This is a genomic window from Luteimonas colneyensis, assembly GCF_014836665.1.
Taxonomy (GTDB): domain Bacteria; phylum Pseudomonadota; class Gammaproteobacteria; order Xanthomonadales; family Xanthomonadaceae; genus Luteimonas; species Luteimonas colneyensis.
In genome coordinates, this window is sequence record NZ_JACSQJ010000004.1 from 1 (window position 1) to 22,773 (window position 22,773).

At 71.0% G+C, this 22,773-nt stretch carries 24 protein-coding genes; 12 read left to right on the forward strand and 12 right to left on the reverse strand.

Going from position 1 to position 22,773, the window contains the following annotated elements; translation table 11 throughout:
• The first annotated feature begins 246 nt into the window (after positions 1 to 246).
• Positions 247 to 690, forward strand: a complete 444-nt coding sequence (locus tag H9645_RS08415; RefSeq protein WP_425490227.1) for a DUF192 domain-containing protein — start codon at positions 247 to 249, stop codon at positions 688 to 690.
• Between the two features lie 47 nt (positions 691 to 737).
• Here H9645_RS08415 and H9645_RS08420 read toward each other — a convergent pair whose 3' ends face one another.
• Positions 738 to 968, reverse strand: a complete 231-nt coding sequence (locus H9645_RS08420; RefSeq protein ID WP_318240516.1) for a rubredoxin — start codon at positions 966 to 968, stop codon at positions 738 to 740.
• A 35-nt stretch (positions 969 to 1,003) separates the two neighbouring features.
• Here H9645_RS08420 and thiE point away from each other — a divergent pair, with 35 nt between their 5' ends.
• The 3 genes from thiE (at position 1,004) to H9645_RS08435 (ending at position 3,911) form a co-directional block, all read left to right on the forward strand.
• Complete coding sequence (gene thiE, locus H9645_RS08425; RefSeq protein WP_191729267.1) at positions 1,004 to 1,660, forward strand: thiamine phosphate synthase; 657 nt, start codon at positions 1,004 to 1,006, stop codon at positions 1,658 to 1,660.
• A gap of 69 nt (positions 1,661 to 1,729) precedes the next feature.
• Positions 1,730 to 3,031 (forward strand): glutamate-1-semialdehyde 2,1-aminomutase, encoded by a 1,302-nt coding sequence (gene hemL / locus H9645_RS08430; protein WP_191729268.1) that lies wholly within the window; start codon positions 1,730 to 1,732, stop codon positions 3,029 to 3,031.
• Complete coding sequence (locus H9645_RS08435) at positions 3,015 to 3,911, forward strand: ion transporter (protein WP_191729269.1); 897 nt, start codon at positions 3,015 to 3,017, stop codon at positions 3,909 to 3,911. Before hemL ends, H9645_RS08435 begins: the two co-directional genes overlap by 17 nt.
• 19 nt (positions 3,912 to 3,930) lie before the next feature.
• On the opposite strand, the gene H9645_RS08440 is transcribed toward H9645_RS08435, so the two are convergent.
• From H9645_RS08440 to H9645_RS08450, 3 genes are all read right to left on the reverse strand, one after another.
• The gene (locus H9645_RS08440) at positions 3,931 to 5,136 is read right to left on the reverse strand and encodes an acetylornithine transaminase (protein ID WP_191729270.1); all 1,206 of its coding nucleotides are present in this window, start codon (positions 5,134 to 5,136) and stop codon (positions 3,931 to 3,933) included.
• A gap of 74 nt (positions 5,137 to 5,210) precedes the next feature.
• A complete protein-coding gene (locus H9645_RS08445) occupies positions 5,211 to 6,029 on the reverse strand; it encodes an SDR family oxidoreductase (protein WP_191729271.1) in 819 nt (272 codons plus the stop codon).
• A 110-nt stretch (positions 6,030 to 6,139) separates the two neighbouring features.
• On the reverse strand, positions 6,140 to 6,805 hold the full coding sequence (locus H9645_RS08450; RefSeq protein ID WP_191729272.1) for a protein kinase family protein: 666 nt from the start codon (positions 6,803 to 6,805) through the stop codon (positions 6,140 to 6,142).
• 51 nt (positions 6,806 to 6,856) lie between these two features.
• Here H9645_RS08450 and H9645_RS08455 point away from each other — a divergent pair, with 51 nt between their 5' ends.
• Positions 6,857 to 8,857, forward strand: coding sequence for a bifunctional DedA family/phosphatase PAP2 family protein (locus H9645_RS08455; RefSeq protein ID WP_191729273.1), 2,001 nt, complete (start codon positions 6,857 to 6,859; stop codon positions 8,855 to 8,857).
• On the opposite strand, the gene H9645_RS08460 is transcribed toward H9645_RS08455, so the two are convergent.
• From H9645_RS08460 to H9645_RS08470, 3 genes are all read right to left on the reverse strand, one after another.
• Positions 8,854 to 9,414, reverse strand: coding sequence for an LON peptidase substrate-binding domain-containing protein (locus tag H9645_RS08460; protein WP_225218133.1), 561 nt, complete (start codon positions 9,412 to 9,414; stop codon positions 8,854 to 8,856). The two genes, H9645_RS08455 and H9645_RS08460, sit on opposite strands and share 4 nt — an antisense overlap.
• Positions 9,415 to 9,507: 93 nt before the next feature.
• Complete coding sequence (mpl, locus tag H9645_RS08465; RefSeq protein ID WP_318240517.1) at positions 9,508 to 10,884, reverse strand: UDP-N-acetylmuramate:L-alanyl-gamma-D-glutamyl-meso-diaminopimelate ligase; 1,377 nt, start codon at positions 10,882 to 10,884, stop codon at positions 9,508 to 9,510.
• On the reverse strand, positions 10,881 to 11,447 hold the full coding sequence (locus H9645_RS08470; RefSeq protein WP_191729275.1) for an adenylate kinase: 567 nt from the start codon (positions 11,445 to 11,447) through the stop codon (positions 10,881 to 10,883). Before H9645_RS08470 ends, mpl begins: the two co-directional genes overlap by 4 nt.
• Before the next feature lie 137 nt (positions 11,448 to 11,584).
• Here H9645_RS08470 and H9645_RS08475 point away from each other — a divergent pair, with 137 nt between their 5' ends.
• From H9645_RS08475 to H9645_RS08485, 3 genes are all read left to right on the forward strand, one after another.
• Positions 11,585 to 12,841 (forward strand): 6-phosphofructokinase, encoded by a 1,257-nt coding sequence (locus H9645_RS08475; RefSeq protein ID WP_191729276.1) that lies wholly within the window; start codon positions 11,585 to 11,587, stop codon positions 12,839 to 12,841.
• Positions 12,842 to 12,928: 87 nt separating this feature from the next.
• On the forward strand, positions 12,929 to 13,513 hold the full coding sequence (locus tag H9645_RS08480) for a hypothetical protein (protein ID WP_191729277.1): 585 nt from the start codon (positions 12,929 to 12,931) through the stop codon (positions 13,511 to 13,513).
• Positions 13,513 to 14,244 carry a DUF2846 domain-containing protein gene (locus H9645_RS08485; RefSeq protein ID WP_191729278.1) on the forward strand — a complete coding sequence of 244 codons (732 nt, stop codon included), beginning with the start codon at positions 13,513 to 13,515 and terminating at the stop codon, positions 14,242 to 14,244. Before H9645_RS08480 ends, H9645_RS08485 begins: the two co-directional genes overlap by 1 nt.
• Before the next feature lie 50 nt (positions 14,245 to 14,294).
• On the opposite strand, the gene H9645_RS08490 is transcribed toward H9645_RS08485, so the two are convergent.
• Positions 14,295 to 14,798 (reverse strand): hypothetical protein, encoded by a 504-nt coding sequence (locus tag H9645_RS08490; protein WP_191729279.1) that lies wholly within the window; start codon positions 14,796 to 14,798, stop codon positions 14,295 to 14,297.
• Positions 14,799 to 14,999: 201 nt separating this feature from the next.
• On the opposite strand from H9645_RS08490, the gene H9645_RS08495 reads away from it, so the two are divergent.
• Positions 15,000 to 17,030 (forward strand): sodium-translocating pyrophosphatase, encoded by a 2,031-nt coding sequence (locus H9645_RS08495; protein WP_191729280.1) that lies wholly within the window; start codon positions 15,000 to 15,002, stop codon positions 17,028 to 17,030.
• A gap of 81 nt (positions 17,031 to 17,111) precedes the next feature.
• On the opposite strand, the gene H9645_RS08500 is transcribed toward H9645_RS08495, so the two are convergent.
• Both H9645_RS08500 and H9645_RS08505 read right to left on the reverse strand, forming a co-directional pair.
• Positions 17,112 to 17,651, reverse strand: coding sequence for a hypothetical protein (locus H9645_RS08500; protein ID WP_191729281.1), 540 nt, complete (start codon positions 17,649 to 17,651; stop codon positions 17,112 to 17,114).
• Between the two features lie 202 nt (positions 17,652 to 17,853).
• Positions 17,854 to 19,422 (reverse strand): M91 family zinc metallopeptidase, encoded by a 1,569-nt coding sequence (locus H9645_RS08505; protein ID WP_191729282.1) that lies wholly within the window; start codon positions 19,420 to 19,422, stop codon positions 17,854 to 17,856.
• Positions 19,423 to 19,625: 203 nt separating this feature from the next.
• On the opposite strand from H9645_RS08505, the gene ppa reads away from it, so the two are divergent.
• Complete coding sequence (gene ppa / locus H9645_RS08510) at positions 19,626 to 20,159, forward strand: inorganic diphosphatase (RefSeq protein ID WP_191729283.1); 534 nt, start codon at positions 19,626 to 19,628, stop codon at positions 20,157 to 20,159.
• Between the two features lie 41 nt (positions 20,160 to 20,200).
• On the opposite strand, the gene H9645_RS08515 is transcribed toward ppa, so the two are convergent.
• A complete protein-coding gene (locus H9645_RS08515) occupies positions 20,201 to 20,890 on the reverse strand; it encodes a two pore domain potassium channel family protein (RefSeq protein WP_191729284.1) in 690 nt (229 codons plus the stop codon).
• A 135-nt stretch (positions 20,891 to 21,025) separates the two neighbouring features.
• On the opposite strand from H9645_RS08515, the gene H9645_RS08520 reads away from it, so the two are divergent.
• Together H9645_RS08520 and H9645_RS08525 are read left to right on the forward strand one after the other, a co-directional pair.
• Positions 21,026 to 21,814 (forward strand): RNase A-like domain-containing protein, encoded by a 789-nt coding sequence (locus tag H9645_RS08520; RefSeq protein ID WP_191729285.1) that lies wholly within the window; start codon positions 21,026 to 21,028, stop codon positions 21,812 to 21,814.
• Between the two features lie 21 nt (positions 21,815 to 21,835).
• A complete protein-coding gene (locus H9645_RS08525) occupies positions 21,836 to 22,123 on the forward strand; it encodes a contact-dependent growth inhibition system immunity protein (protein WP_191729286.1) in 288 nt (95 codons plus the stop codon).
• Positions 22,124 to 22,174: 51 nt separating this feature from the next.
• Here H9645_RS08525 and H9645_RS08530 read toward each other — a convergent pair whose 3' ends face one another.
• A complete protein-coding gene (locus H9645_RS08530) occupies positions 22,175 to 22,759 on the reverse strand; it encodes a DUF4136 domain-containing protein (RefSeq protein WP_191729287.1) in 585 nt (194 codons plus the stop codon).
• Positions 22,760 to 22,773 lie beyond the last annotated feature (14 nt).

The following is a 22,773-nucleotide window of genomic DNA, read 5'->3' on the forward strand; positions in this document are numbered from 1 at the left end:
CCATCCGGCCGTTCCCGCTGGGGAGCCGCACATATTAGCGCGGTTTCGAAGAACGTCAACACCCTGTGAAGGATCTTTCCGCCTTCTCCCCCCACTCCGTTCCGTCTCGGCCACGTCGTGCGGGGCGCGCATTGTGCACGCTTCAACCAGGCATGGGAAGGGGACATGCGCAGCAGGCTTGACCCTACCGCGCCACTCCACGAGTGTTGGTGCTTTCCAACCGTTCCGGGGTCCGAGATGCGTGCTATTGGCCTGTACCTGACGCTGGCGTGCGCGAGCGTTCTTGCCACCGCATGCGCGAACGACGAACCCTGGGTCGAACTGGGCGGGGAACGGTTCACCGTGGAACTGGCCAATGACAATGCGTCGCGTGCGCGCGGCCTGATGTTCCGGGACTCGCTGGCCGACGGGCACGGAATGCTGTTCATCCACGACAGCGAGGAGCGCCAGGCCTACTGGATGAAGAACACGCGGATCCCGCTCGACATCCTCTACTTCGATTCGTCGCTGCGACTGGTATCGCAGCAGCGCGACGTCCCGCCATGCTCCGCCGGCGACCGCTGTCCTCCGTATCCGAGCAACGCGCCGGCGCTGTACGTGCTCGAGCTGAATGCCGGGGAAGCCCGGCGTCTGGAGCTGAAGAACGGTGCGGTCATGGAGCTGGCGCCCGGCATCCTGCCCGCGCGCTGAGCGGTCGCCCGTCGGATCAACGGACCGGCCGCCGCGACGGCCGGCGCTCAGACCACCATCATCTCGAAGTCGTCCTTGGTCACGCCGCAGTCGGGACAGGTCCAGGTGTCGGGGACGTCCTCCCAGCGCGTGCCCGGGGCGATGCCCTCCTCGGGCAGGCCGAGGGCTTCGTCGTAGATGAAGCCGCAGACGACGCACATCCAGGTGCGGGAGGCGGTGCTGGTCTCGTTCATCGGATAATGGCTTGCGGCTGCTGCGTGCGCGACGCGGGCGACCATTGTCCCACCACCCTCCGGCAACAGGAAACCACGCCATGCCCTCTCCCGCCGCAACCGCCACGCCGGTGCGCGACCTCCGGAGCGGCCTCTACCTGCTGACCCCGGATGAACGCGACACCGCGCGCCTGCTCGATCGCGTCGGCGCGGTGATCGACCAGGCATCCCTGCTGCAGTACCGGAACAAGCTCGCCGACGCCGCACTGGCACGGACGCAGGTGGCGGCGCTGATTCCGCTGTGCCGCGCGCACGGCGTGCCGCTGCTGGTGAACGACGACTGGCGCATGGCCGCGGCCGAGGGCGCCGATGGCGCGCACCTGGGCAAAGACGACGGCGACCTGGCCGCTGCGCGCGCCACCCTCGGCGCGCAGGCCATCCTCGGCGCGTCCTGCTACGACAGCCTCGCCCGCGCGGACGCGGCGGCCGCGGCCGGCGCCAGCTACGTCGCCTTCGGCGCCTGCTTCCCCTCCCCCACCAAGCCCGATGCCCGCCGCGTGGCGCCGGGGGTGCTCCGGGACGCCCGGCGCCTCGGCCTTCCGGTGGTGGCCATCGGCGGGATCACCCCGGACAATGCCCGCAGCGTGGTCGAAGCCGGCGCCGACCTGCTTGCGGTGATCAGCGGCGTGTTCGATGCACACGATCCGGCTGTCGCCGCCCGCCGCTACCTGCACGCCTTCGACGCCGACGCGCCCTGACGCGCCCGGCCTCCGCCCCACCTCCGCCCCGCCCGGCACCCCGCAGATGCACACAGGAATCGAGTCGCGATGAAGCACGAAAAATCCCAGGCCCTGTTCTCCCGCGCCAGCGCGCTCATTCCCGGCGGCGTGAATTCGCCGGTGCGCGCGTTCAAGTCCGTGGGCGGCGAGCCGTTCTTCGTCGAGCGTGCGGACGGCGCGTTCCTGTACGACGTCGACGGCAACCGCTACGTCGACTACGTCGGCTCCTGGGGCCCGATGATCGTCGGCCACAACCATCCGCGCGTGCGCGAAGCGGTGGCGGACGCGATCGGCAAGGGCCTGTCCTACGGCGCGCCCTGCCCGGCCGAAGTCACCATGGCCGAGACCATCACCCGCCTGGTGCCGTCCTGCGAGATGGTGCGCATGGTCAACTCCGGCACCGAGGCCACGCTGTCGGCGATCCGGCTCGCGCGCGGCGCCACCGGCCGCCAGCGCATCGTCAAGTTCGAGGGCTGCTACCACGGCCACGGCGACTCCTTCCTGGTCAAGGCCGGCAGCGGCATGCTGACCCTGGGCGTGCCGACCTCGCCCGGCGTCCCCGCCGGCCTCAGCGAGCTGACCTCGACCATCAGCTACAACGACTTCGAAGGCGCCACGCAGCTGTTCGAGGAGATCGGCCCGGAGATCGCGGCCGTGATCATCGAACCGGTGGTCGGCAACGCCAACTGCCTGCCGCCGCGCGAGGGCTACCTGCAGCACCTGCGCGACCTGTGCACGCGTCACGGTGCGCTGCTGATCTTCGACGAGGTGATGACCGGCTTCCGCGTGGCGGCGGGTGGCGCCCAGGCGCGCTACGGCATCACCCCCGACCTCAGCACCTTCGGCAAGATCATCGGCGGCGGCATGCCGGTCGGTGCCTACGGCGGACGTCGCGACCTGATGCAGCAGATCGCGCCCGCCGGCCCGATCTACCAGGCGGGTACGCTCAGCGGCAATCCGGTGGCGATGGCGGCGGGCCTGGCGATGCTGGAACTGGTGCAGGAACCGGGCTTCCACGACCGCCTCGAGGCCACGACGAACACGCTGTGCGACGGCTTCGAAACGGCCGCGCGCGAGGCCGGCGTGCCGCTGACCACCAACCGCGTCGGCGCGATGTTCGGCCTGTTCTTCACCGATGCGAAGGTCGACACCTACGCCGGTGCGACCGCCTGCGACATCGGCGCCTTCAACTGCTTCTTCCACGCGATGCTGGAGCGCGGCGTGTTCATGGCCCCGTCCGCGTACGAGGCCGGCTTCATCTCCAGCGCCCACGACGATGCGGTGGTGGAGGTGACGCTGGAAGCCGCGCGCGGCGCGTTCAGGGCCGTCGCCGATGCAGCCACCCGCTGACGGAGAACGCCCGGCCGAAGCCGGGCCTAGCCCGTTCGAGCGCGACTTCCTGCCGGCCTCGGAGGAAGGCGCGCGCCATCTCTGGTACCGGCGGATCTTCCACCACGACGCGCCCGACGAGCGCAACTTCGACCTCGTCCTGATCCTGGTGATCCTCGCCAGCGTCGTGGTGGTGATGCTCGACAGCGTGCCGGCGGTCAAGGCGCGCTGGCACGCCTGGCTGTACGCGCTGGAATGGCTGTTCACGCTGGCCTTCGCCTTCGAGTACGCCGTTCGCCTGTGGGTGGTGAAGCGCCCGCTGCGCTATGCGACCAGCTTCTTCGGCGTGATCGACCTGCTGGCGATCCTGCCCACCTTCCTGTCGCTGCTGTTCCCCGCCAGTGCCTCGTTCACCGTGATCCGCGCGTTGCGCCTGCTGCGAGTGTTCCGGGTGCTGAAGCTGGTCGAGTACTCCAGCGAGGCCGGCGTCCTGATCCAGGCCCTGCTGCGCAGCCGGCGCAAGATCTTCGTGTTCATCGCCACGCTGCTGACCATCGTGGTGATCTTCGGTGCGCTGATGTACGTCGTCGAAGGCCCGGAACACGGCTTCACCAGCATCCCCACCGGCATGTACTGGGCGATCGTGACCGTGGGCACCGTGGGCTTCGGCGACGTCGCCCCGGCCACCGGCTTCGGCCGCTTCATCACCTCGGTGCTGATCGTCATCGGCTACAGCATCATCGCGGTGCCGACGGGCATCTACACCGCCGAGCTCGCGCGCTCCCTGCAGCCGCGGCGGCGGCAGGTCCGCTGCACCGAATGCGGGCTGCCCGACCACGAGGCCGACGCCTGGCACTGCCGCAAGTGCGGCCGCGCGCTGGCGCCCGAAGGCACCGACTGAGCGGCGCCGGCCGGGGTGCTCAGCGCAGGGCGGCCTCGAGCCGCTCGAGGCCTTCGGCCACGTCCGCGCCGGTGATGGTCAGCGCGGGCACGAAACGCAGCACGTCCGGCCCCGCCTGCAGCAGCAGCAGGCCCTGCGCCGCGGCGCGGTCGAGGATCTCCGCCGCGCGGCCGGCATGCTCCGGCCGCAGCACCGCGCCCAGCATCAGCCCGCGGCCGCGGACCTCCTGGAACAGGCCGTGCCTGGCATCGATGGCCGACAGGCCGTCGCGCAGCGCGGCCGCCTGCCGCGAGACGTTGTCCACGACCGCAGGCGACGCGATCTTGCGCAGCGCCACGCGCGCCACCGCCGCCGCCAGCGGATTGCCGCCGAAGGTGGTGCCGTGGTCGCCGAATTGCATGGCGTCCGCAGCCTGCGGGCCCACCAGCATCGCGCCGATGGGGAATCCACCGCCCAGCGCCTTGGCCAGGGTGACGATGTCCGGCACCACGCCGTCGTGCCAGTGCGCGAACAGCGCGCCGGTGCGCCCCATTCCGCTCTGGATCTCGTCGAGCACCAGCAGCACGCCGTGGCGGTCGCACAGCGCGCGCACCGCCTTCAGGAAGCCCGGCGCCGCGGGCAGCACGCCGCCCTCGCCCTGCACGGGCTCGAGCATCACCGCGGCGACGTCGCCGCCGGCCATCGCGGCCTCCAGCGCGGCGACGTCGTTGAAGTCGACGTAGCGGAACCCGCCCGGCAGCGGCTCGTAGCCGGCCTGGTACTTCGGCTGCGCGGTGGCGGTGACGGCCGCCAGCGTCCGGCCATGGAAGCTGCCGCGGAAGGTGACGATGGTGCGGCGCGCTGGCTCCCGGCCCTGCGCCGCGGCCCACTTGCGCACGAGCTTGATGGCGGCCTCGTTGGCTTCGGCGCCGGAGTTGCAGAAGAACACGCGCTCGGCGAAGCGCGAGGCCTGCACCAGTTCCTGCGCCAGGCGCAGCGGCGGTTCGCTGTGGAAGACGTTGCTGGTGTGCCAGAGCCGGCCGGCCTGCTCGACCAGCGCGGCGACCAGGTCGGGATCGGCATGCCCCAGGCTGCAGACCGCGATGCCGGCCGAGAAATCGATGTACTCGCGTCCCTCGCTGTCCCAGAGCCGCGCACCCTGGCCGCGCTCGAGCACCAGTTCGCGCTGGCGGTACACGGGGAGGTAGTGGTCGCGGCCGAGGGCCAGCAGGTCGGGCAGGGACATGGGAGCGATACGTGCGGACGGGGCACGCATTGTGTCACCCGCCGCGGCGCCGGCGGCGGGATTGCTGACCGACCTCAGTCCAGGAACAGGTCCGGATACAGCGGCTTCGAAGGATCCACGGCATAGCCCGACAGGTCGGTAACGCCGGCTTCTGCCAGCACCTCGTCGTCGATCAGGAAGTGGCCGGAGAAGCCCTCCGCCGGCCGCAGCAGCACCGCGTGCGCGGCGTCGGCCATGATCTCCGGGCTGCGGCCGTTGCCCGGCTCCACGCCCGGGATCATGTTCAGCGCATCGGTGCCGATGATGGTCCGCGGCCACAGCGCGTTCACCGCCACCCCCTTCGGTCCGAACTCCGCGGCCAGGCCCAGGGTCACGAAGCTCATGCCCATCTTCGCCAGCGTGTAGCCGGTATGCGGACCCCACCACTTCGGGTCCAGCGACGGCGGCGGCGCGAGGGTCAGGACGTGCGGATTCGGCGCCTCCAGCAGGTGCGGCAGGCAGGCCTGCGCGCACAGGAAGCTGCCGCGGGCGTTGACCTGCTGCATCAGGTCGAAGCGCTTCATCGGCGTGTCGAGCGTGCCGCGCAGCCAGATCGCGCTGGCGTTGTTGACCAGGATGTCGATGCCGCCGAAGGCGTCGACCGTGGCCGCGACCGCGGCGCGCACCTGGTCCTCCTCGCGGATGTCGCATTTCAGCGCCAGGCCCTGGCCGCCGGCTTCGGTCACCGCCTGCGCGGCGGTGTGGATGGTGCCGGGGAGCTTCGGGTTCGGCACGTCCGACTTGGCCACGATGGCCACGTTGGCGCCATCGCGCGCGGCGCGCAGCGCGATCGCAAGCCCGATGCCGCGCGAGGCACCGGTGATGAAGAGGGTCTTGCCGGCAAGGGTGGCCATGTTCGGGAGGCTTCCATCGGGGGGAGCGGCCGCAGCCGCGACCCGCCGATGATAGAGCACCGGTGCGGCGCGCCGACCGGGCAGGGCCGCCTTTCGCGGGTACACCGGCCTCAGGGCTTCGGCCCCTGGCCCTCGTTGTCTTCCCACTTCAGGATCCGGCGGGTGACGAACCGGTACATGGGCTTGCCGGTGGCGAACCAGGCCTCGCGCACCCAGGACCGGCGCTTCAGCACCCGGCGTTCGACCGGCGTCAGCGACTCCGGGCAGTACGTGCGCTTGTGCTTGAGCAGGTGGCGCAGGTCCTCGCGCGCAAGCAGGCGCATCCAGGGCGAACGCGGGTCGCCACGCACCGCCAGCTGGAAATCGATGAGCGCCGGCCTCCCGTCCTCGAGCACCAGCCAGTTCGCCTCCTTGGCGAGGTCATTGTGGGCGAGGCCGCGACGATGCAGCTGCTGCAGCAGCCTGCGCGCGCGCCGGAAGTAGGCGAGGTCGCCACGCGGCGGGCGCTGGTACATCGCATCGCCGGCCATGAAGCTGCGGTCGAGCACGCGCCCGTCCCAGCCCAGCAGCTGCGGTACATCGGCCATCCCGGCGACCGCCTGCAGCCCCCGCGCCTCGCGCCGGGCCAGCCACCATGCCGGCAGCCGCAGCCACCACGGCACATGCCGCAGGTCGCGCCGCACGAACCGCTCGCCATGCACGCTCCGCATCAGCGCGATGCGCCCGAAGCTGTCGGCCTTCAGCGCCGACACTTCCACTGAACCCCGTTGCTCCATGCGCGCATTGTAGGGGTCACGACGGCGGTGCCGGCTGCCATAATTGCGCCGGTGAGTGCCTGGTTCGACAGCCTCGTTGCCTGGATCGGCGCCCATCCCGTGGCCGCCGGCGTAGCCATATTCCTGGTCGCCTTCTGCGACGCGGTGATCATCCTCGGCGCGATCGTGCCGGCGCTGCCGCTGCTGTTCGCGATCGGCGTGCTGATCGGCCTGGGCGAGATCTCCGGCCCGTACGCCGTGGCCTGCGCCGCGGCCGGCGCCTTCCTGGGCGACGCCAGCAGCTACTGGATCGGCCACCGCTGGGGGCCGCGGCTGCGCGCCACCTGGCCGTTCAGCAAGTACCCACAGTTGCTCGAGCGCGCGGAGCTGCTGTTCCGCCGCAACGAGACCAAGGGCATCTTCATTGCGCGCTACGTCGGGCCGGTGCGTCCGTTCGTGCCCGCCATCGCCGGCATGGCGCGGATGCCGCTCCGCCGCTACCTCCCGGCCAGCGTCGTCGCCGCGATCACCTGGGCCGTGCTGTTCCTGGCGCCGGGCTGGATGTTCGGCGAGGCCTACGACGCCGTGGCCGCGGTCGCCGACCGGCTGGCGCTGGTGGTGGGCGCCCTGCTGGCCGCGATCGCGCTGGCCTGGGCGCTGGTGCTCTACACCTACCGCTGGTTCGCCAGCCACGCCGATGCCCTGCTGGCCCGCGCCCTGCGCTGGACCCGCGACCATCCGCGCCTGGGGCGCTACGCGGCCGCGCTGATCTCGCCCAACCGGCCGGAGTCGGCGTCGCTGGCGCTGCTCGCGGCCTGCCTGCTGGCGATCGGCGTCGCCTGGTTCACCCTGCTGGCCACCATGCTCGCCCGCGGCGGCCCGCTGGCCCTGGACCTGCGCATCCACGAGGCGATGTACGCGCTGCGCAACCCGCTGGCCGACCGGCTGATGGCGGCGCTGGCCTCGATCGGCGATCCGGTGGTGCTGGCCCTGCCGATCGCGCTGTCGACGCTGTGGCTGCTGTGGCGCCGGCGCTGGATGGCGGCGGCGCACTGGCTGGCGGCCCTGGCCTTCGGCCTGGCCCTGACCGCCGCGCTGGAGGCCGCGATCGACATGCCGCGCCCGCCGACCGCGCTCAGCGGCTTCGGCTTCCCGGCGGTCGGGCTGACGATGACCACGATCACCTTCGGCTTCTTCGCGGTGCTGATCGCGCGCGAGCTGCCGGGTCGGCAGCGCGTCTGGCCCTACCTCGTCTCGGGCGCGGTGGTGGCGGTGCTCGGCTTCGCGCGCCTGTACCTGGGGGCGCACTGGCTGACCGACCTGGTCGGCGGGATGCTGCTGGGCATCGCCTGGCTGCTGGCGCTGGGCATCGCCTACCGCCGCCACGTGGCGCGTTCGTTCTGGATGCGGCCGCTGGCGGCGCTGTTCTACGGCGCGTTCACCGTGGCCGCGCTGTGGCATGCGCCGCGCGCGGTCGATCCGCTGCTGGAGCGCTTCGCGCCGACGCCGCCGCCGGCCAACATCGACCTCGACACCTGGTGGCAGGACGGCTGGGCCGAGCTGCCCTGGCAGCGCAACGAGCGCGACGCCAGCCGTCGCTGGCCGCTGGACGTGCAGGTCGCCGGGCCGCTGGAACCGATCGAACGCCACCTGGCGGCACGCGGCTGGGCCACGCAGGCGCAGGCCGACTGGCGCGCGACCCTGCTCCTGCTCGACGACGACACCCCGGCGCTTGCGCAGCAGGTCCTGCCGGCGACGCTCGAGGCCAGCGCGGAGGCGCTGCTGATGCGGCGCACGCTCGACGACGGCCGCATCGTGGTGCTGCGCCTGTGGCGCGCGCCGCGGCAGCCGCGCGACGGCACGCCGCTGTGGATCGGCACGGCGCAGACGCTCACCCACGTGCGGCCGTTCGACCTGTTCGGCCTGTGGTCCCCGGATCCCGACGCCCGCGGCGCCTACGCGCTGCTGCGCAGCGACCTGGCCGGCCTGGAGCAGCAGGAGGATCCGCACCCGGCTTCCGGCGAGCCCGTGCTGCGCCTGCGGACGCCACGCGTACCCGCGCCTTCGCCCTAGCCGATCAGTTCGAGCAGGCCGTCGAGCCGCTTGTGCGGATCGTCTACGCCGAGCATGGCGGCGCGACGCTCCTCCGGCATCGGCAGCATCTCGAGCAGGCGCCAGCCCACCCAGACCGCATCGTCGATGCTGCCCTCGGCACCCGGTGGGCGCCCGACCTGGTCGAAGATGCGTTCGAGCAGCGTACCCAGCAGGGCGTGCTCCGGCCGCAGCCGGGCAGCGGATGGCACCTCCTCGAGCCAGTCCACGCGGGCCTCGACCAGGCCGCTGTCGCGCACCGACGTGGCCAGCACGCGGAACCTGCGCTCGCCGCGCACGCGCAGGGTGAGCAGGCCGTCGTCGTCGGTGCCGAAGTCCTCGATCACCGCCTCGGTCCCGAACTCCGCCGGGACCGCCGGCGCGCCGACCTCGTCGCCCTCGGCGATCAGGCAGATGCCGAAGCCGTGGCCGCTGCGGCCGCACTCGCCGACCATGTCCAGGTAGCGCGGTTCGAACACGCGCAGGCCCATGACCGCGCCGGGCACCAGCACGGCCTGCAGGGGAAACAGCGGAAGCATCGGAGTCCCGGCCATCGCCGACAGTCTACCCACCGGGCGTCAAGGCGAGGCCGGGGCCGCGCAGGCCGCGACGCGCAGGCGCACGGCCGCGGCTCACTCCCCGCGCAGCATGGCCAGGAAACGCCGAGGTGCGCCGTCGAAGCCGCCGTTGGACATGAACACAACGTGGTCGCCCGTGCGCGCCATCGCCTGCAGGTTGGCCAGCAGCGCATCCGCATCGGGCACCGCGACGCCTTCGCCGCGCAGCGCCCCGACCACCGCGCCGGCGTCCCACTCCAGCGACGGGCGGTGCAGGAACACCACCGCGTCGGCCAGCGCCAGCGACGGCGCCAGCGCGTCGGCGTGCGCGCCCAGGCGCATCGAATTGCTGCGCGGCTCCATCGCGACCACGATCCGGCCGCCGGCACCGACGCGGGCGCGCAGGCCTTCGAGCGTGGTGGCGATCGCCGTCGGGTGGTGGGCGAAGTCGTCGTAGACGCTGATCCCGCCGGCCTCGCCCAGCAGCTCCATCCGGCGCTTGACGCTGCGGAACCCGGACAGGGCCGGCAGCACCGAGGCCACGTCCACGCCCACCGCATCGCAGGCCGCGAGCGCGCCCAGCGCGTTCATCACGTTGTGGCGGCCGAGCAGCGGCCAGCGCACCTCGCCCACCACCGTGCCGGACCTGAGCACCTCGAAGGCGCCGCCGTCGGCGGACAGCAGGCGCGCCTGCCAGTCCAGCGCGACGCCCGGCACGGGGTCGATGCCGAAACGCACCACCGGCGTCCAGCAGCCCATCGCCAGCACTTCGGCCAGGTGCGGATCCTCGCCGTTGACCACCAGACGGCCGCGGCGCGGCACCGTGCGCACGAAATGGTGGAACTGGCGCTGGATCGCGGCGAGGTCGGGAAAGATGTCGGCGTGGTCGAACTCGAGGTTGTTGAGCACCGCGACCAGCGGCCGGTAGTGCACGAACTTCGAGCGCTTGTCGAAGAAGGCGGTGTCGTACTCGTCGGCCTCGACCACGAACTCGCGGCCCTGGCCGACGCGCGCGGACACGCCGAAGTCCTCGGCCACGCCGCCGATCAGGAAACCCGGACCGCGGCCCGCGGCCTCGAGCAGCCAGGCCAGGATCGTGGTCGTCGTGGTCTTGCCGTGGGTGCCGGCCACCGCGATGGTGTCGCGGTCGGGCAGCACGTTGTCGCGCAGCCATTCGGCGCCCGAGGTGTACGCGGGTCCATGGTCGAGCACGTGTTCGACCGCGGCGTTGCCGCGCGACAGCGCGTTGCCGATCACCACCTGGTCGCAGCCGGGCGAGATGTGTGCCGGGTCGTAGCCCTGGCGCAGGTCGATGCCCAGGCGCTCGAGCTGGGTCGACATCGGCGGGTAGACGGCCTGGTCGCTGCCCTCGACCGCGTGGCCGAGCTCGCGCGCCAGCGCCGCCACCCCGCCCATGAAGGTGCCGGCGATGCCGAGGATGTGGAGCTTCACTGCCGTTCGAAAGCGGCCAGGATGCGGCCGAAGACCTCGTCCAGCGTGCCCACGCCGTCGACGACGGCGAGCTTGCCGGCGTCGCGGTAGTAGCCGATCACCGGCGCGGTCTGGTCGTCATAGACCTGCAGGCGCTTGCGCACCGATTCCGGATTGTCGTCGGCGCGACCCTCGGCCTGCGCGCGGCCGGCGAGGCGGTCGATCAGCAGTTCGTTGTCGACCTCGAGCTGGACGGCGATGTCCATCGGCTGGCCGATGCGCTCGAGCAGCGCGTCCAGCGCGGCGGCCTGCGCCAGGTTGCGCGGATAGCCGTCGAGGATGAAGCCCCTGGCCATGTCGTCGCGCGAGAAGCGGTCCTCCAGCATGCCGAGCAGGATGTCGTCGGACACCAGCTCGCCGCGGGCCATCACTTCCTTCGCCTGCAGGCCCAGCGGGCTGCCGGCCTTGACCTCGGCGCGCAGCAGGTCGCCGGTCGACACGTGCGGCACCTGCAGGTGCTCCTTCAGGCGCGTGGCCTGCGTCCCTTTGCCGGAACCCGGCGCACCAAGCAGTACCAGTCGCATCGAACGCTCCAATCTGATCGCGGGGCATGGACCGGGCGGAGCGTAGAATCCCCCGCCTGCGGCCTTCACCGCTCCAGCTTACCCATCGCTCCCCCGCTCCGAAACCCCCGGCTTCCAAACACTTCCCCGGACCCGAGATGCCCCAAGGTACCCTCTTCTATGCACAGTCCGGCGGCGTCACCGCCGTCATCAACGCCACCGCCTCGGCGGTGCTCACCGAGGCCCGGGCGCGCAAGGTGCGCGTGCTGGCGGGGCGCAACGGCATCCTCGGCGCGCTGCGCGAGGAGCTGTTCGACACCTCGAAGGAGTCCGCAGCGGCGGTGCGCGCCCTGGCCCATACGCCTGGCGGCGCCTTCGGTTCCTGCCGCTACAAGCTGAAATCACTCGAGGCCGACCGCCCGAAGTACGAGCGCCTGCTCGAGGTGCTGCGCGCGCACGACGTGCGCTGGTTCCTCTACAACGGCGGCAACGATTCCGCCGACACGGCCAACAAGGTCTCGCAGCTGGCGGCCGAATTCGACTATCCGCTGACCTGCATCGGCGTGCCCAAGACCGTCGACAACGACCTGGTGGTCACCGACTGCTGCCCGGGCTTCGGCTCGGCGGCCAAGTACACCGCGGTCTCGGTGCGCGAGGCAGCGCTGGACATCGCGGCGATGGCCGACACGTCCACCAAGGTCTTCGTCTACGAGGCCATGGGTCGCCATGCCGGCTGGCTCGCCGCCGCCGCGGGCCTGGCCGGCGACGGTCCCGACGCCGCGCCGCACCTGATCCTGTTCCCGGAGCGCGCCTACGACGAGGCCGACTTCCTCGCCCGCGTGCAGAAGGTGGTCGACCGCGTCGGCCACTGCGTGGTCGTCGCCAGCGAGGGCATCCGCACCGCCGACGGCACCTTCGTCGCCGATGCCGGCGGCGGCACGGATTCCTTCGGTCATACCCAGCTCGGTGGCGTGGCCTCGTACCTGGCGGGCCGGGTGAAGGACCGGCTGGGCCTCAAGGTGCACTGGACCCTGCCCGACTACCTGCAGCGCTCGGCGCGCCACATCGCCTCGCAGACCGACCTCGACCAGGCGATGGCCGTGGGCAGGGCCGCCGTGCGCTACGCGCTGGAGGGCCGCAACGCCACCATGCCGGCGATCATCCGCACCTCCAGTGCGCCGTATCGCTGGAAGATCGAGCCTGCGTCGCTGGACCGGATCGCGAACCGCGAGAAGACCATGCCCAAGGGCTTCATCCGGCGCGACGGCTACGGCATCACCGCCGCCGCGCGCGCCTACCTCGAGCCGTTGATCCGCGGCGAGGCCTACCCGCCCTACGGGCGCGACGGCCTGCCGAAGTACGTGGCGCTGAAGAACACACCGGTGCGGAAGAAGCTGGCGGCCTGGGAAAGCTGATCAGCGCGCCTGTTGCCCTGCACCTTGGCAGCGGCAATGCCTTCCGATAAGTTCCGTCGATGCGTTCCTTGGGGGGAGGGACATCGGATGCTGAGGTTTGCAACCGCGGCGCTATGCGCCGCGCTTCCGTTCGCGCTCGCATCGGCACAGGAGACTGCCGGGGACCAGGGCGTTGGGGCGCCCGGGACGACTCCGACTTGCTGCCGGCTCGAGGCTGGCCACCTGGTCGACCTTGAACTGGTCGATCCGCTCAACTCGTGGGAGTTCAAGCGTGGCGACGACTTCCGGCTGCGGACCGCAGAACCGATCCTGCTTCAAGGCCACGAACTGATTCCGGCGGGAACACCGGTGCTCGGCCAGGTCGTGCATGCGGCCGCCGCGCGCGGCGGCGGCGCGCCGGGAGAGCTGCTGATCGCCGCGCGCAGTCTGGAGCTCGAAGGGCGGAGCGTCCGCCTGCGCGGGCTCAAGCTCGGCCGGACCGGCGACGACAACAGTGGCATGGCGATCGGCGTGTCTTTTGCCGCGGGTCCGTTTGCCATGTTCATTCGCGGCACGGAGATCGAGATCCCTTCTGGAACGCGCGTGCATGCGCGCCTGGCCGAAGCGGTCGAACTGGCGCCACCGCCGATGCCAGACAGTCCCTCCAACCATTCTGAACAGGAGATGCCCTGATGCGTCCGACCATCCGTCTCGCCCTTGTCCTGTCGGCATCGCTCGCCCTGACTCCCGTCATCGCCCAGGACGCCGCGACGACGTCTGCCGCGACCGTCGAGCAGGCGGAAGCGGTCGATCAGGAGGCTCAGGCAAACGCGACTCCTCCTGACCTGGCGGACGACGTGACGGCTGCAACGGCGACCGCGGAGTCCGGCACCGATGACGTAGTTGCGGCGCCCATGGCCCCGGAGGTGGCGGTCGACGATCCGGAGTCCGCGGTGACCGAGGCTGCGCCGACCGGAGACGGCGATGTCGAGTCCGCGGAGATTCCACCCACTGACGTTCCCTCCACAGATGAGCCCGGCACCACCCCGGAAGAGGGCGTCCCTGCCGACGCATCGGCCATCCACATTCCCGCCCCTCCCGCCGGCATGGGCCAGGTCGTGTTCTTCCGCGAAAGGAAGTTCACCGGCGGCGGCGTGCGCTTCAAGGTCAGGGAAAACGGCGAGGAACTGGGCAAGCTGGCGAGTGGCGTCTATTTCGTGCACGTCACGCCGCCGGGCCCGCACGAATACGTCGTGCACTCGGAATCCGAGGACGTACTGACCCTGGAGGTCGAGGACGGCGAAACCTATTACGTTCAGGGCTCGATCACGATGGGCCTGCTGGTCGGCCGGCCGAACCTGTCGCCGGCGGACGAAGTCGCGTTCGCTGCCGCGGCACCCAGGCTGAAGCCGGCAAAGAACTAGCCGAGGGTTGCCGGACACCCGACGACGCGGAATCGCCGTGGGTTGCGGGCCTATCGACCGCAGCCCTCGCCTTCCACGCCCATCTCGGCGGCGAACATCGGGATCGTCGCCAGCTTGCCGCCGGCCGCGGCCTGCTTCGCATCGTCGAGGTAGACGCGCGACTGGCCCTGGCCGTCGAGCTTGACGGCCTGTTCGACCGGCTTGCGCCAGACGCGCACCACGGCCTGCTGCGAAGCGCAGCCGGCGCTGGGCACGCGGATCAGGTCGTTGAACAGCCAGCCCTCCGCCTGCGACGGCCTGGCCTTGGCGGCGTCCACGAAGCGCGCGCGCGGCTGGCAGTTCGGGCTGGTGCGCACCACGGCGAAGCGGTAGGGCTCGGCGGCGTCGCCGGTGAACGCGCCTTCGATGCGCGCACAGGCCTCGGGGATCTGGCGCAGCGTGTGCACCACGCCGACCTGCTGCGGCTGGACCGCGTCGCGGGTGATCTCCGGCTTCGGATCGGCGGCCAGGGCCGGCGCGGCGGCGGCCAGCAGGGTCAGGATGGCAAGGCGCATCGCATGGACTCGCACGGATGGGGGGAGCGGCGCAGCCTCGCACGGACCGCCTGAATCAGGCCTCCACGCCTCGAGCAGCAGTCCCCGCGAGGCCCGCCCGACGCGCTGCAGCGCGGCAATACCGGGTCCGGTCGCTATGCCATAGTCGACCGGCACGTGCTCCAACCGGTTGTTTCCGTCCACACCCTGGGGAGGGTTTCAATGCTCGAGCAACAAGGCTTGTGGCTGGCGCTTGCGTGCGCCGGCCTCGCGATCGTCTACGGCATCTTTTCCGCGCGCTGGATCCTGGCGCGTCCCGCGGGCAACGAGCGCATGCAGCAGATCGCCGCGGCGATCCAGGAAGGCGCCGGCGCCTACCTGCGGCGGCAATACACCACCATCGCCATCGTCGGCGTGGTGCTGTTCCTGGTGATCGGCTTCGTGCCGGCGCTGGGCTGGACCACGGCGATCGGCTTCGCCATCGGCGCGGTGCTTTCGGGCGTGGCCGGCTTCATCGGCATGTTCGTCTCGGTGCGCGCCAACGTGCGCACCACCCAGGCGGCCACCGTCGGGCTGAACGAGGCCCTGGCGGTCAGCTTCCGCGGCGGCGCGGTCACCGGCCTGCTGGTGGTCGGCTTGGGCCTGCTGGGCGTGGCCGGCTACTTCATGTTCGTGGTCGGCGCCGGCCGCGACGCGGTGGCGGTGGAAGCGGCGCTGCAGCCGATGATCGGCCTGGCCTTCGGCTCCTCGCTGATCTCGATCTTCGCGCGCCTGGGCGGCGGCATCTTCACCAAGGGCGCGGACGTCGGCGCGGACCTGGTGGGCAAGGTCGAGGCCGGCATTCCCGAGGATGATCCGCGCAACCCGGCGGTGATCGCCGACAACGTCGGCGACAACGTCGGCGACTGCGCGGGCATGGCGGCCGACCTGTTCGAGACCTATGCGGTCACCATCATCGCCTCGATGCTGATCGGCGGCATCGCCTTCGCCACCTACGGCTGGGCCGGCGTGGTGTATCCGCTGGTGCTGGGCGCGGTCTCGATCGTGGCCTCGATCATCGGCACCTTCTTCGTCAAGGCGCGGCCGGGCGGCAAGATCATGAACGCGCTGTACCGCGGGCTGGGCGTGTCCGGCGTGCTGGCGGCGATCGCGTTCTGGTTCGTCACCGACAGCATGTTCGGCGCCGGGCCTGGCATGCCGCTGTTCTGGTGCGCCATCGTCGGCCTGGTGCTGACCGCGCTGCTGGTGGTGATCACCGAGTACTACACCGCCACCGAGTACGCGCCGGTGCAGGACGTGGCCCGCGCCTCGGAAACCGGCCACGGCACCAACGTGATCGCGGGCCTTGCGGTGTCGATGAAGTCGACGGCGGCGCCGGTGATCGTGGTCGCCGCGGCGATCTGGACCTGCTACTCGGTCGCCGGCCTGTACGGCCTGGCGATCGCGGCCACCGCCATGCTGTCGATGGCCGGCATGATCGTGGCGCTCGATGCCTACGGCCCGATCACCGACAACGCCGGCGGCATTGCCGAGATGAGCGGCCTGGATCCCGCGATCCGTGAAACAACCGACGCGCTCGACGCCGTGGGCAACACCACCAAGGCGGTGACCAAGGGCTATGCGATCGGCTCGGCCGGCCTGGCCGCGCTGGTGCTGTTCGCCGACTACGCGCACAAGCTGGAAGCCTCGGGCCGCGCGGTGAACTTCTCCATCGACAACCCGAACGTGGTCATCGGCCTGTTGATCGGCGGCATGATCCCGTATCTCTTCGGCGCGATGGCGATGCAGGCCGTGGGTCGCGCGGCAGGCGCCGTGGTCGAGGAAGTGCGGCGCCAGTTCCGCGAGATCCCCGGGATCATGGAGGGCACCGGCAAGCCGCAGTACGACCGCGCGGTCGACCTGCTGACCAAGTCGGCGATCCGCGAGATGGTCATTCCCTCGCTGCTGCCGCTGGTGATCCCGATCATCGTCGGCCTGACGCTGGGTGCGGACGCGCTCGGCGGCCTGCTGATGGGCACGATCGTGACTGGCCTGTTCCTGGCGATCTCGATGTGCACCGGCGGCGGCGCCTGGGACAACGCCAAGAAGTACATCGAGGAAGGCCACCACGGCGGCAAGGGCTCCGAGGCGCACAAGGCCGCGGTGACCGGCGACACCGTGGGCGATCCCTACAAGGACACCGCCGGCCCGGCGGTGAACCCGCTGATCAAGGTCACGAACATCGTGGCACTGCTGCTGGTGCCGCTGCTGTAGGGCGTCCGGCTGGACATGAAGAAGGCGGCCTCCGGGCCGCCTTCTTCGTTGCGAACTCCGCCTGCGGGTCCGCGCGCAGGCTTATGACGCTTCGAACGTCCCCGCCGCCACGTCGAACCAGGGCGTGCACAGCCGCTGCTGCATCTCCGCCATTTCAAATGGCGCGGTCCAGACCGGTATCTCTCCAGCGGAGTCCGAGGCCTGGAACCCGTCGTCGTCGAACGGCGCCACGCCGAGGCACCAGCGCACGCGGCCAGTGCCGGGCGCGAGCGACAGGTCGAACGCGAAGGCGCCGTCCAGCGCCTCGCCCGGCGCCAGCTTCGCCGCCAGCGGAACCGGCGGCACCGTCGGCGTGGGACGGGGCAGCGCGCGCGCCGCGTGCGTGAGCACCAGCCCGGCGGCGTCGGCCTCGAAGCGTGGCGGCGGAACCTCGCCGGCCACCAGCCGCTTCGTAAGCACCGCGTGCCGGTCGCCGCGGTCGAACACGGCCAGGGGCCCGGTGCCGGTGTTGCTGATGCGGTAGCGCACGGCGAGCGCGCTGCCATCGGGATCGAAGGCGACCTCCAGCCGTGCGCCGTCGCCTTCGACGGTGGTCCGTGCCACCTGGTCTTCCTCATGCATGTGCGTGGACTCCGTCGTGGCCTGTGCCCCCGCAGCATGCGGAGCCAGCAGGGCCGCGGACAAGAGCGCCAGCGCGGCGCCGGCTCGCGGGTTCGGATTCATCGGCATGGCTCACCTGTGGGCGATCGGGGCGACAGGATGGATGCAACGCCTGGAGCCCGCGGTGAACGCGGGCTCCAGGACAGGACCGGACTGCGGAAGGTCAGAGCGCGTAGCTCGGGCGATCCGGCATGCCCAGCTCCTCGCGCAGACCGTTCTCGGTCAGGTGATCCGGATTGGCGGTGGTGGCGGGCGTGGAAGGATCGCCGTCGAAGTCGAAGGGTGCGGCGCTGGTCTCCAGGCCCACGGCCTGGCGCTCGGCGTTGGGCACCCGGCCGGAGTCAGGGCCCTCGCCGCGATAGGTCCCCGGCTGGAAGGTTCCGTTCACGCCGTTATAGGCGTGCGACATCTCGTGGTAGAGCACCACCACGGGCGCGGGGAAGGCGTCCATGTGGAAGGACGGGTTGTAGCTGATGTCGACGTTGCCGCCGGCGCCGGCGCGGCCGTTGCGGATGTCGGCGTCGCCGCTGAAGGTCTGGGCGTAGCCGTTCTGCTCGTTGGCCAGTTCCTTGATGGTGACCACGTTGCCCTTCACGTCGGCGGCCCTGTCGAACTCGGCCAGCATCTGCTGGCCCACCGGGGACGCGCGCAGGAAGTCGAGCTCGGCCTGGATGCGCTGCACGAAGCCCTCGGAGCCTTCGACCTTGATGGTCTGGCCCGCCGCGGCGTCGATCACCACGTTGACCACCGTGGGCTTCGCATTGGTGGCGGCATTCACCAGGTCGCCGACCTCGGCGTAGACGGTGGCGTTGGTACCGGCATTCTCGACGGTATCGTCGCCGGCGCCGGCATAGACGCGGCTGTCGCCGTTGCCGACCACGATGCGGTCGTTGCCGGTGCCGCCGGAGAGGATGTCGCTGCTGCCGCCACCGTGCACGGTGTCGTCGCCTGCGCCGGCCTCGACGAAGTTGGTGCCGGACCCGGCGGTGATCTCGTCGTCGCCGTCGCCGCCGTGGAGGATGTTCACCCCCTCGCCGCCGGTGATCACATCGTTGCCGGTGTTGCCGAAGACATCGTCACGGCCGGCGCCCGAGAAGATGGTGTCGTTGCCGGCACCGCCGTCGATGCGGTCGTCGCCGCCCCCGGTGGTGATGCTGTCGTCGCCGGCGCCGCCCTCGACCACGATGTTCACCTTGACGTTGGGCGCCACCTCGATCACGTCGTCGCCGGCGCCGGCGCGGATGGTGAGTTCCTGGCCCTGGTCGAGCTTCACCTCGAAGTTCTCGCCGTTGACGTTGACGTCCAGGGTGCCGTCGTCGCGCTGCTTCACGCCGATCACGTCGTCGCGGGCGCCGGTGGTGAGCACGAGCTGGTCGCTGCTGACATAGCTGCCGTCGGCCACGGTGCGCTCGCGGGCGATGTCCACGCCGTTGCCCGAGTGCAGCGGGTCGACGACGATCGGCTTGCCGTCGGGCGTGCTGCGCTGGGTGCGCTCGCCGGCGTTTTCCGCCGAGCCGTCGATCTTGCGGCCGTCCTCGGCCGCGTCCTTGTCGCCGATCACGTCGTCGGGACCACCGGCGTCGATCGGCGACGGCGCGGGCGCATCGCTGCCGAGGCCGTCCGGCCCGTGGTGGTGGCCCGGCGCGTCGGGATTGTTCCAGTAACCGGCGCGCTCGAACTGGGCGGCGGCGGCGCTGGCGCCGGGATCGAAGCTTGAGGCCTGGATGGTCATGCGGCGGGTCTCGCTGTGGATACGGTGGCGTACTGTGTAATCCGCCCGTCATGTCCGCCCAAGCTGGGGCGTACCCCATCCTCGGGTGCACCCCCTGCCATTCAGCTCGCGCGCGCGCTTTGGTGCGTCGCAACAGCCGCGCGTAGAATGTGCGCATTCCCAACGGGCCGCGTCGCGCCCCGTCCCCACCAACTGGAGCACCCATGGGCCTGGACCATGTGAAGACCGGCAAGAACCCGCCGGACGAGATCAACGTCATCATCGAGATCCCGAAGGACGCCGAGCCCGTCAAGTACGAGGTCGACAAGGAGTCCGGCGCGATCTTCGTCGACCGCGTCCTGTCCACGCCCATGCGCTACCCCTGCAACTACGGCTACGTGCCCGAGACGGTCTGCGGCGACGGCGACCCGGCCGACGTGATGGTGATCCTGCCGCTGCCGCTGGTGCCGGGCTCGGTGATCCGCTGCCGTCCCGTGGGCGTGCTGAAGATGACCGACGAGGCCGGCAGCGACGAGAAGCTGCTCGCCGTGCCGGAGCCGAAGGTGTTCGCGGGCTATGCCCACATCATCGACATCGCGCAGGTGTCCGGTCACTGGCTGGAGCGCATCGGCCACTTCTTCGAGCACTACAAGGACCTCGAGAAGGGCAAGTGGGTGAAGCTCGACGGCTGGGGCGATGCCGCCGAGGCCAAGGCGCTGCTGGTCGAGGCGATCGAACGCTACAAGTCGGGCAACTGACCGCCGAAGGGCGCGCCGGCAGGCCCGCCGCGCCGTTTCCGTCAGCGCTGGCCGCCGCGCCGGCGCACGATGCTCAGCGCGATCAGCCGCGACACCACCGCGGCGATGTAGCCCACGCCCGCGAACTGCTCGAGCATCACCAGCACCCGCGCATACGCTGACAGCGGCATCACGTCGCCATTGCCGGTGCCCGAGAGCGTGGAGAAGCTGAGGAACAGCAGTTCCAGCCAGCGTCGCGGGCGCTCCGGCTCGACCATTCCAGTGAAGCTGCCGGGCGCAACCGCCTGGCAGACCAGGAAGGCGTAGGCGAAGCCCCAGGCCAGCAGGGTGAACGCGGCGGCCGCGGCGAACAGTTCGTCCACCGTGACCGTGTGGTCCTCGAGCATGTACACGATCAGCGCGCCGGCCGCGTAGAAGTACAGCAGCGATTCCAGCACCGCCGAAACCGCGGCCAGCGCGGGCAGTCCCAGCGCGATCGCCGCGACCGCAAGCAGCATCGCCGGCACCGCCAGCGCCCAGGCGAACCAGTTTGCGGCATGGCTGCGGAACACCACCCACACCGCAAGCGGCACCGCCACCAGGGTGAACGCGCTGAACAGCACCCGGGTGTCGCGGCCGTCCACCCAGGGATAGACCATCAGGCTGGCGAGCTGCGCGGCCAGCAGCAGCGCCGAGGGATGGCGGGCGGCGATCGCCGGCCAGCGCAGCGGATTGGGACGCGTCCGGATCATCGGCGAAGTGTGCCCTGCCGGCGCGGGCTCCGCGTGATCCCCGGGTCGACCCGGGGGTCGGGTCGGCACCAGCTGTCGGGGGCCCGTCACGACGCATAGCCTCTTGCGCTTCCCCGCACGCAAGGCACCCGCGCTATGGATGTCGCACGAGCCCTCTCCCCCGCGACCGAGTGGTCGCTGTCGACGGTGCAGCAGCCGTCCGCCGCCCGCATGGCCATGGCGGCCGCCGCCGATCCGGACGCCGACCTCGTCGCCCATCTCCAGGACCTGGCGGACAGCGGCGGCATCGAGGACTTCCTCGACCAGGTCGGCAGCGCGATCTCGCTGGCCGGCGGCGACCCGACCTTCGGCGAACACCTCGATCCGCTGCTCGGCCGCATCCGCGACGCGCTGGGCGAGGTCGATGTGCGCGACCTGTCGCGCGTGGAGCGTGACGCCGTGGATTCCACCCTGGACGCGCTGGACGCCCACCTCGGCAACGGTGGCGTCGACGGCCCGGACGCGCCGGAGGACCCCGACGGTCCCGACGCCCCGGTCCAGGTGCCCGGCGGCGGCCTCGAGGCCCACGAAGAGGTCGGCGGCCACCTGATCGAGCGCCACGTCGGCAAGAGCGAGGAGTGGCTGGTCGACCGCGTGCGCCGTGACAACATCAGCGCCGCCTCCAGCTTCCGCGACCTCGGCGAAGCCGAGCACTTCGTCGCCGCCACCCTCTCCGAGCATCAGGACCGCATCGATGCCTGGGTCGACGGCAAGGGCGGCAACCGCCTGGTGGTCGACGCGAGCTTCGATGCCAGCACCGGCATCTCGGTGAAGCGCGGCGAATCCAGCGCCGAGGACGTGTTCTCGGTGAAGCTGGTGCTGGAACGTTCGGACCGGCTCGACACCGGATACCGCATCGTCACCGGCTATCCTTCAGCCCCCTGATCCCGATCCCGAGGCCTCTGCATGAGCGATACGCCCGCGCTTGAGAATTTCCTGTCCGCGTACTTCCACCAGGACTGGGGCATGGAGCACGACACCGCCACCGGCGTGGTCGAGGCCTACCTGGGCAGCGAGGCGGACGCGGAGATCGTCGCGGTGCGCGACGACCTTGCGCGCCTGGCGGGAGAAGGGCTGGACGAGGGCGCGCTGGGCGCGCGCATGCGGTCGCTGGGCAGCGAATACGACCCGACGCGCGACGGCGGCAGCTGGAGCGGCTGGCTGGCCACGCTGCAGGCCGCATTCGCCCGCTGAAACCACCGTCCCCGCAGCGGACGCCGCGCTGGCGCCCGCCGCGGCCCGCGCTCAGCGCGCGCCGGCGCGGTGCGGATAGGCGGCGAAGATGTCGCGGATGGTGACGTCGATCGCGGCATCGCGCGCGGCGGCATCCTGGTTGCGCGTCACCCGGCCCACCGCGATGCCCTCCCACACCAGAGCGTTGCGCTCCGCATCCACCAGGTCGATGTTCATCGTGCCTTCGGTGTAGCGGTGCACGGTGGTGCGGTCGTGCCAGTAGGGCACGGCCACGTAGCCGCGGTGGCGATAGCTGTAGTAGTAGGCGTAGTCCACGTCGGGAATGGTGCTGACGTCGGTGCGCCGCTGCATGTAGGCGTTGATGTTGAGCCACAGGTCGGGGTCTTCCTCGCTGTAGCGGTAGCCGCGCGCCTCCATCTCGGCGCGCGCGGCGGCCTTCATGCGCCCGCTCACCAGGCTGGCATAGCCCTCCCGCTCGATCGCCAGGGGCGAATAGAAGGCGAATGTGCGGTAGGCGGAGAAATCCGCCCGCGGATCGGAGTCCGAGCTGATGCGCGGGCCGGTGGCGCAGGCCGCCAGCAGCGCCAGGAGCAGCGCGGCCAGCAGCCAGCGGAGGGACGTGGGAATGCGTGCCATGGTGGATCCTCCCG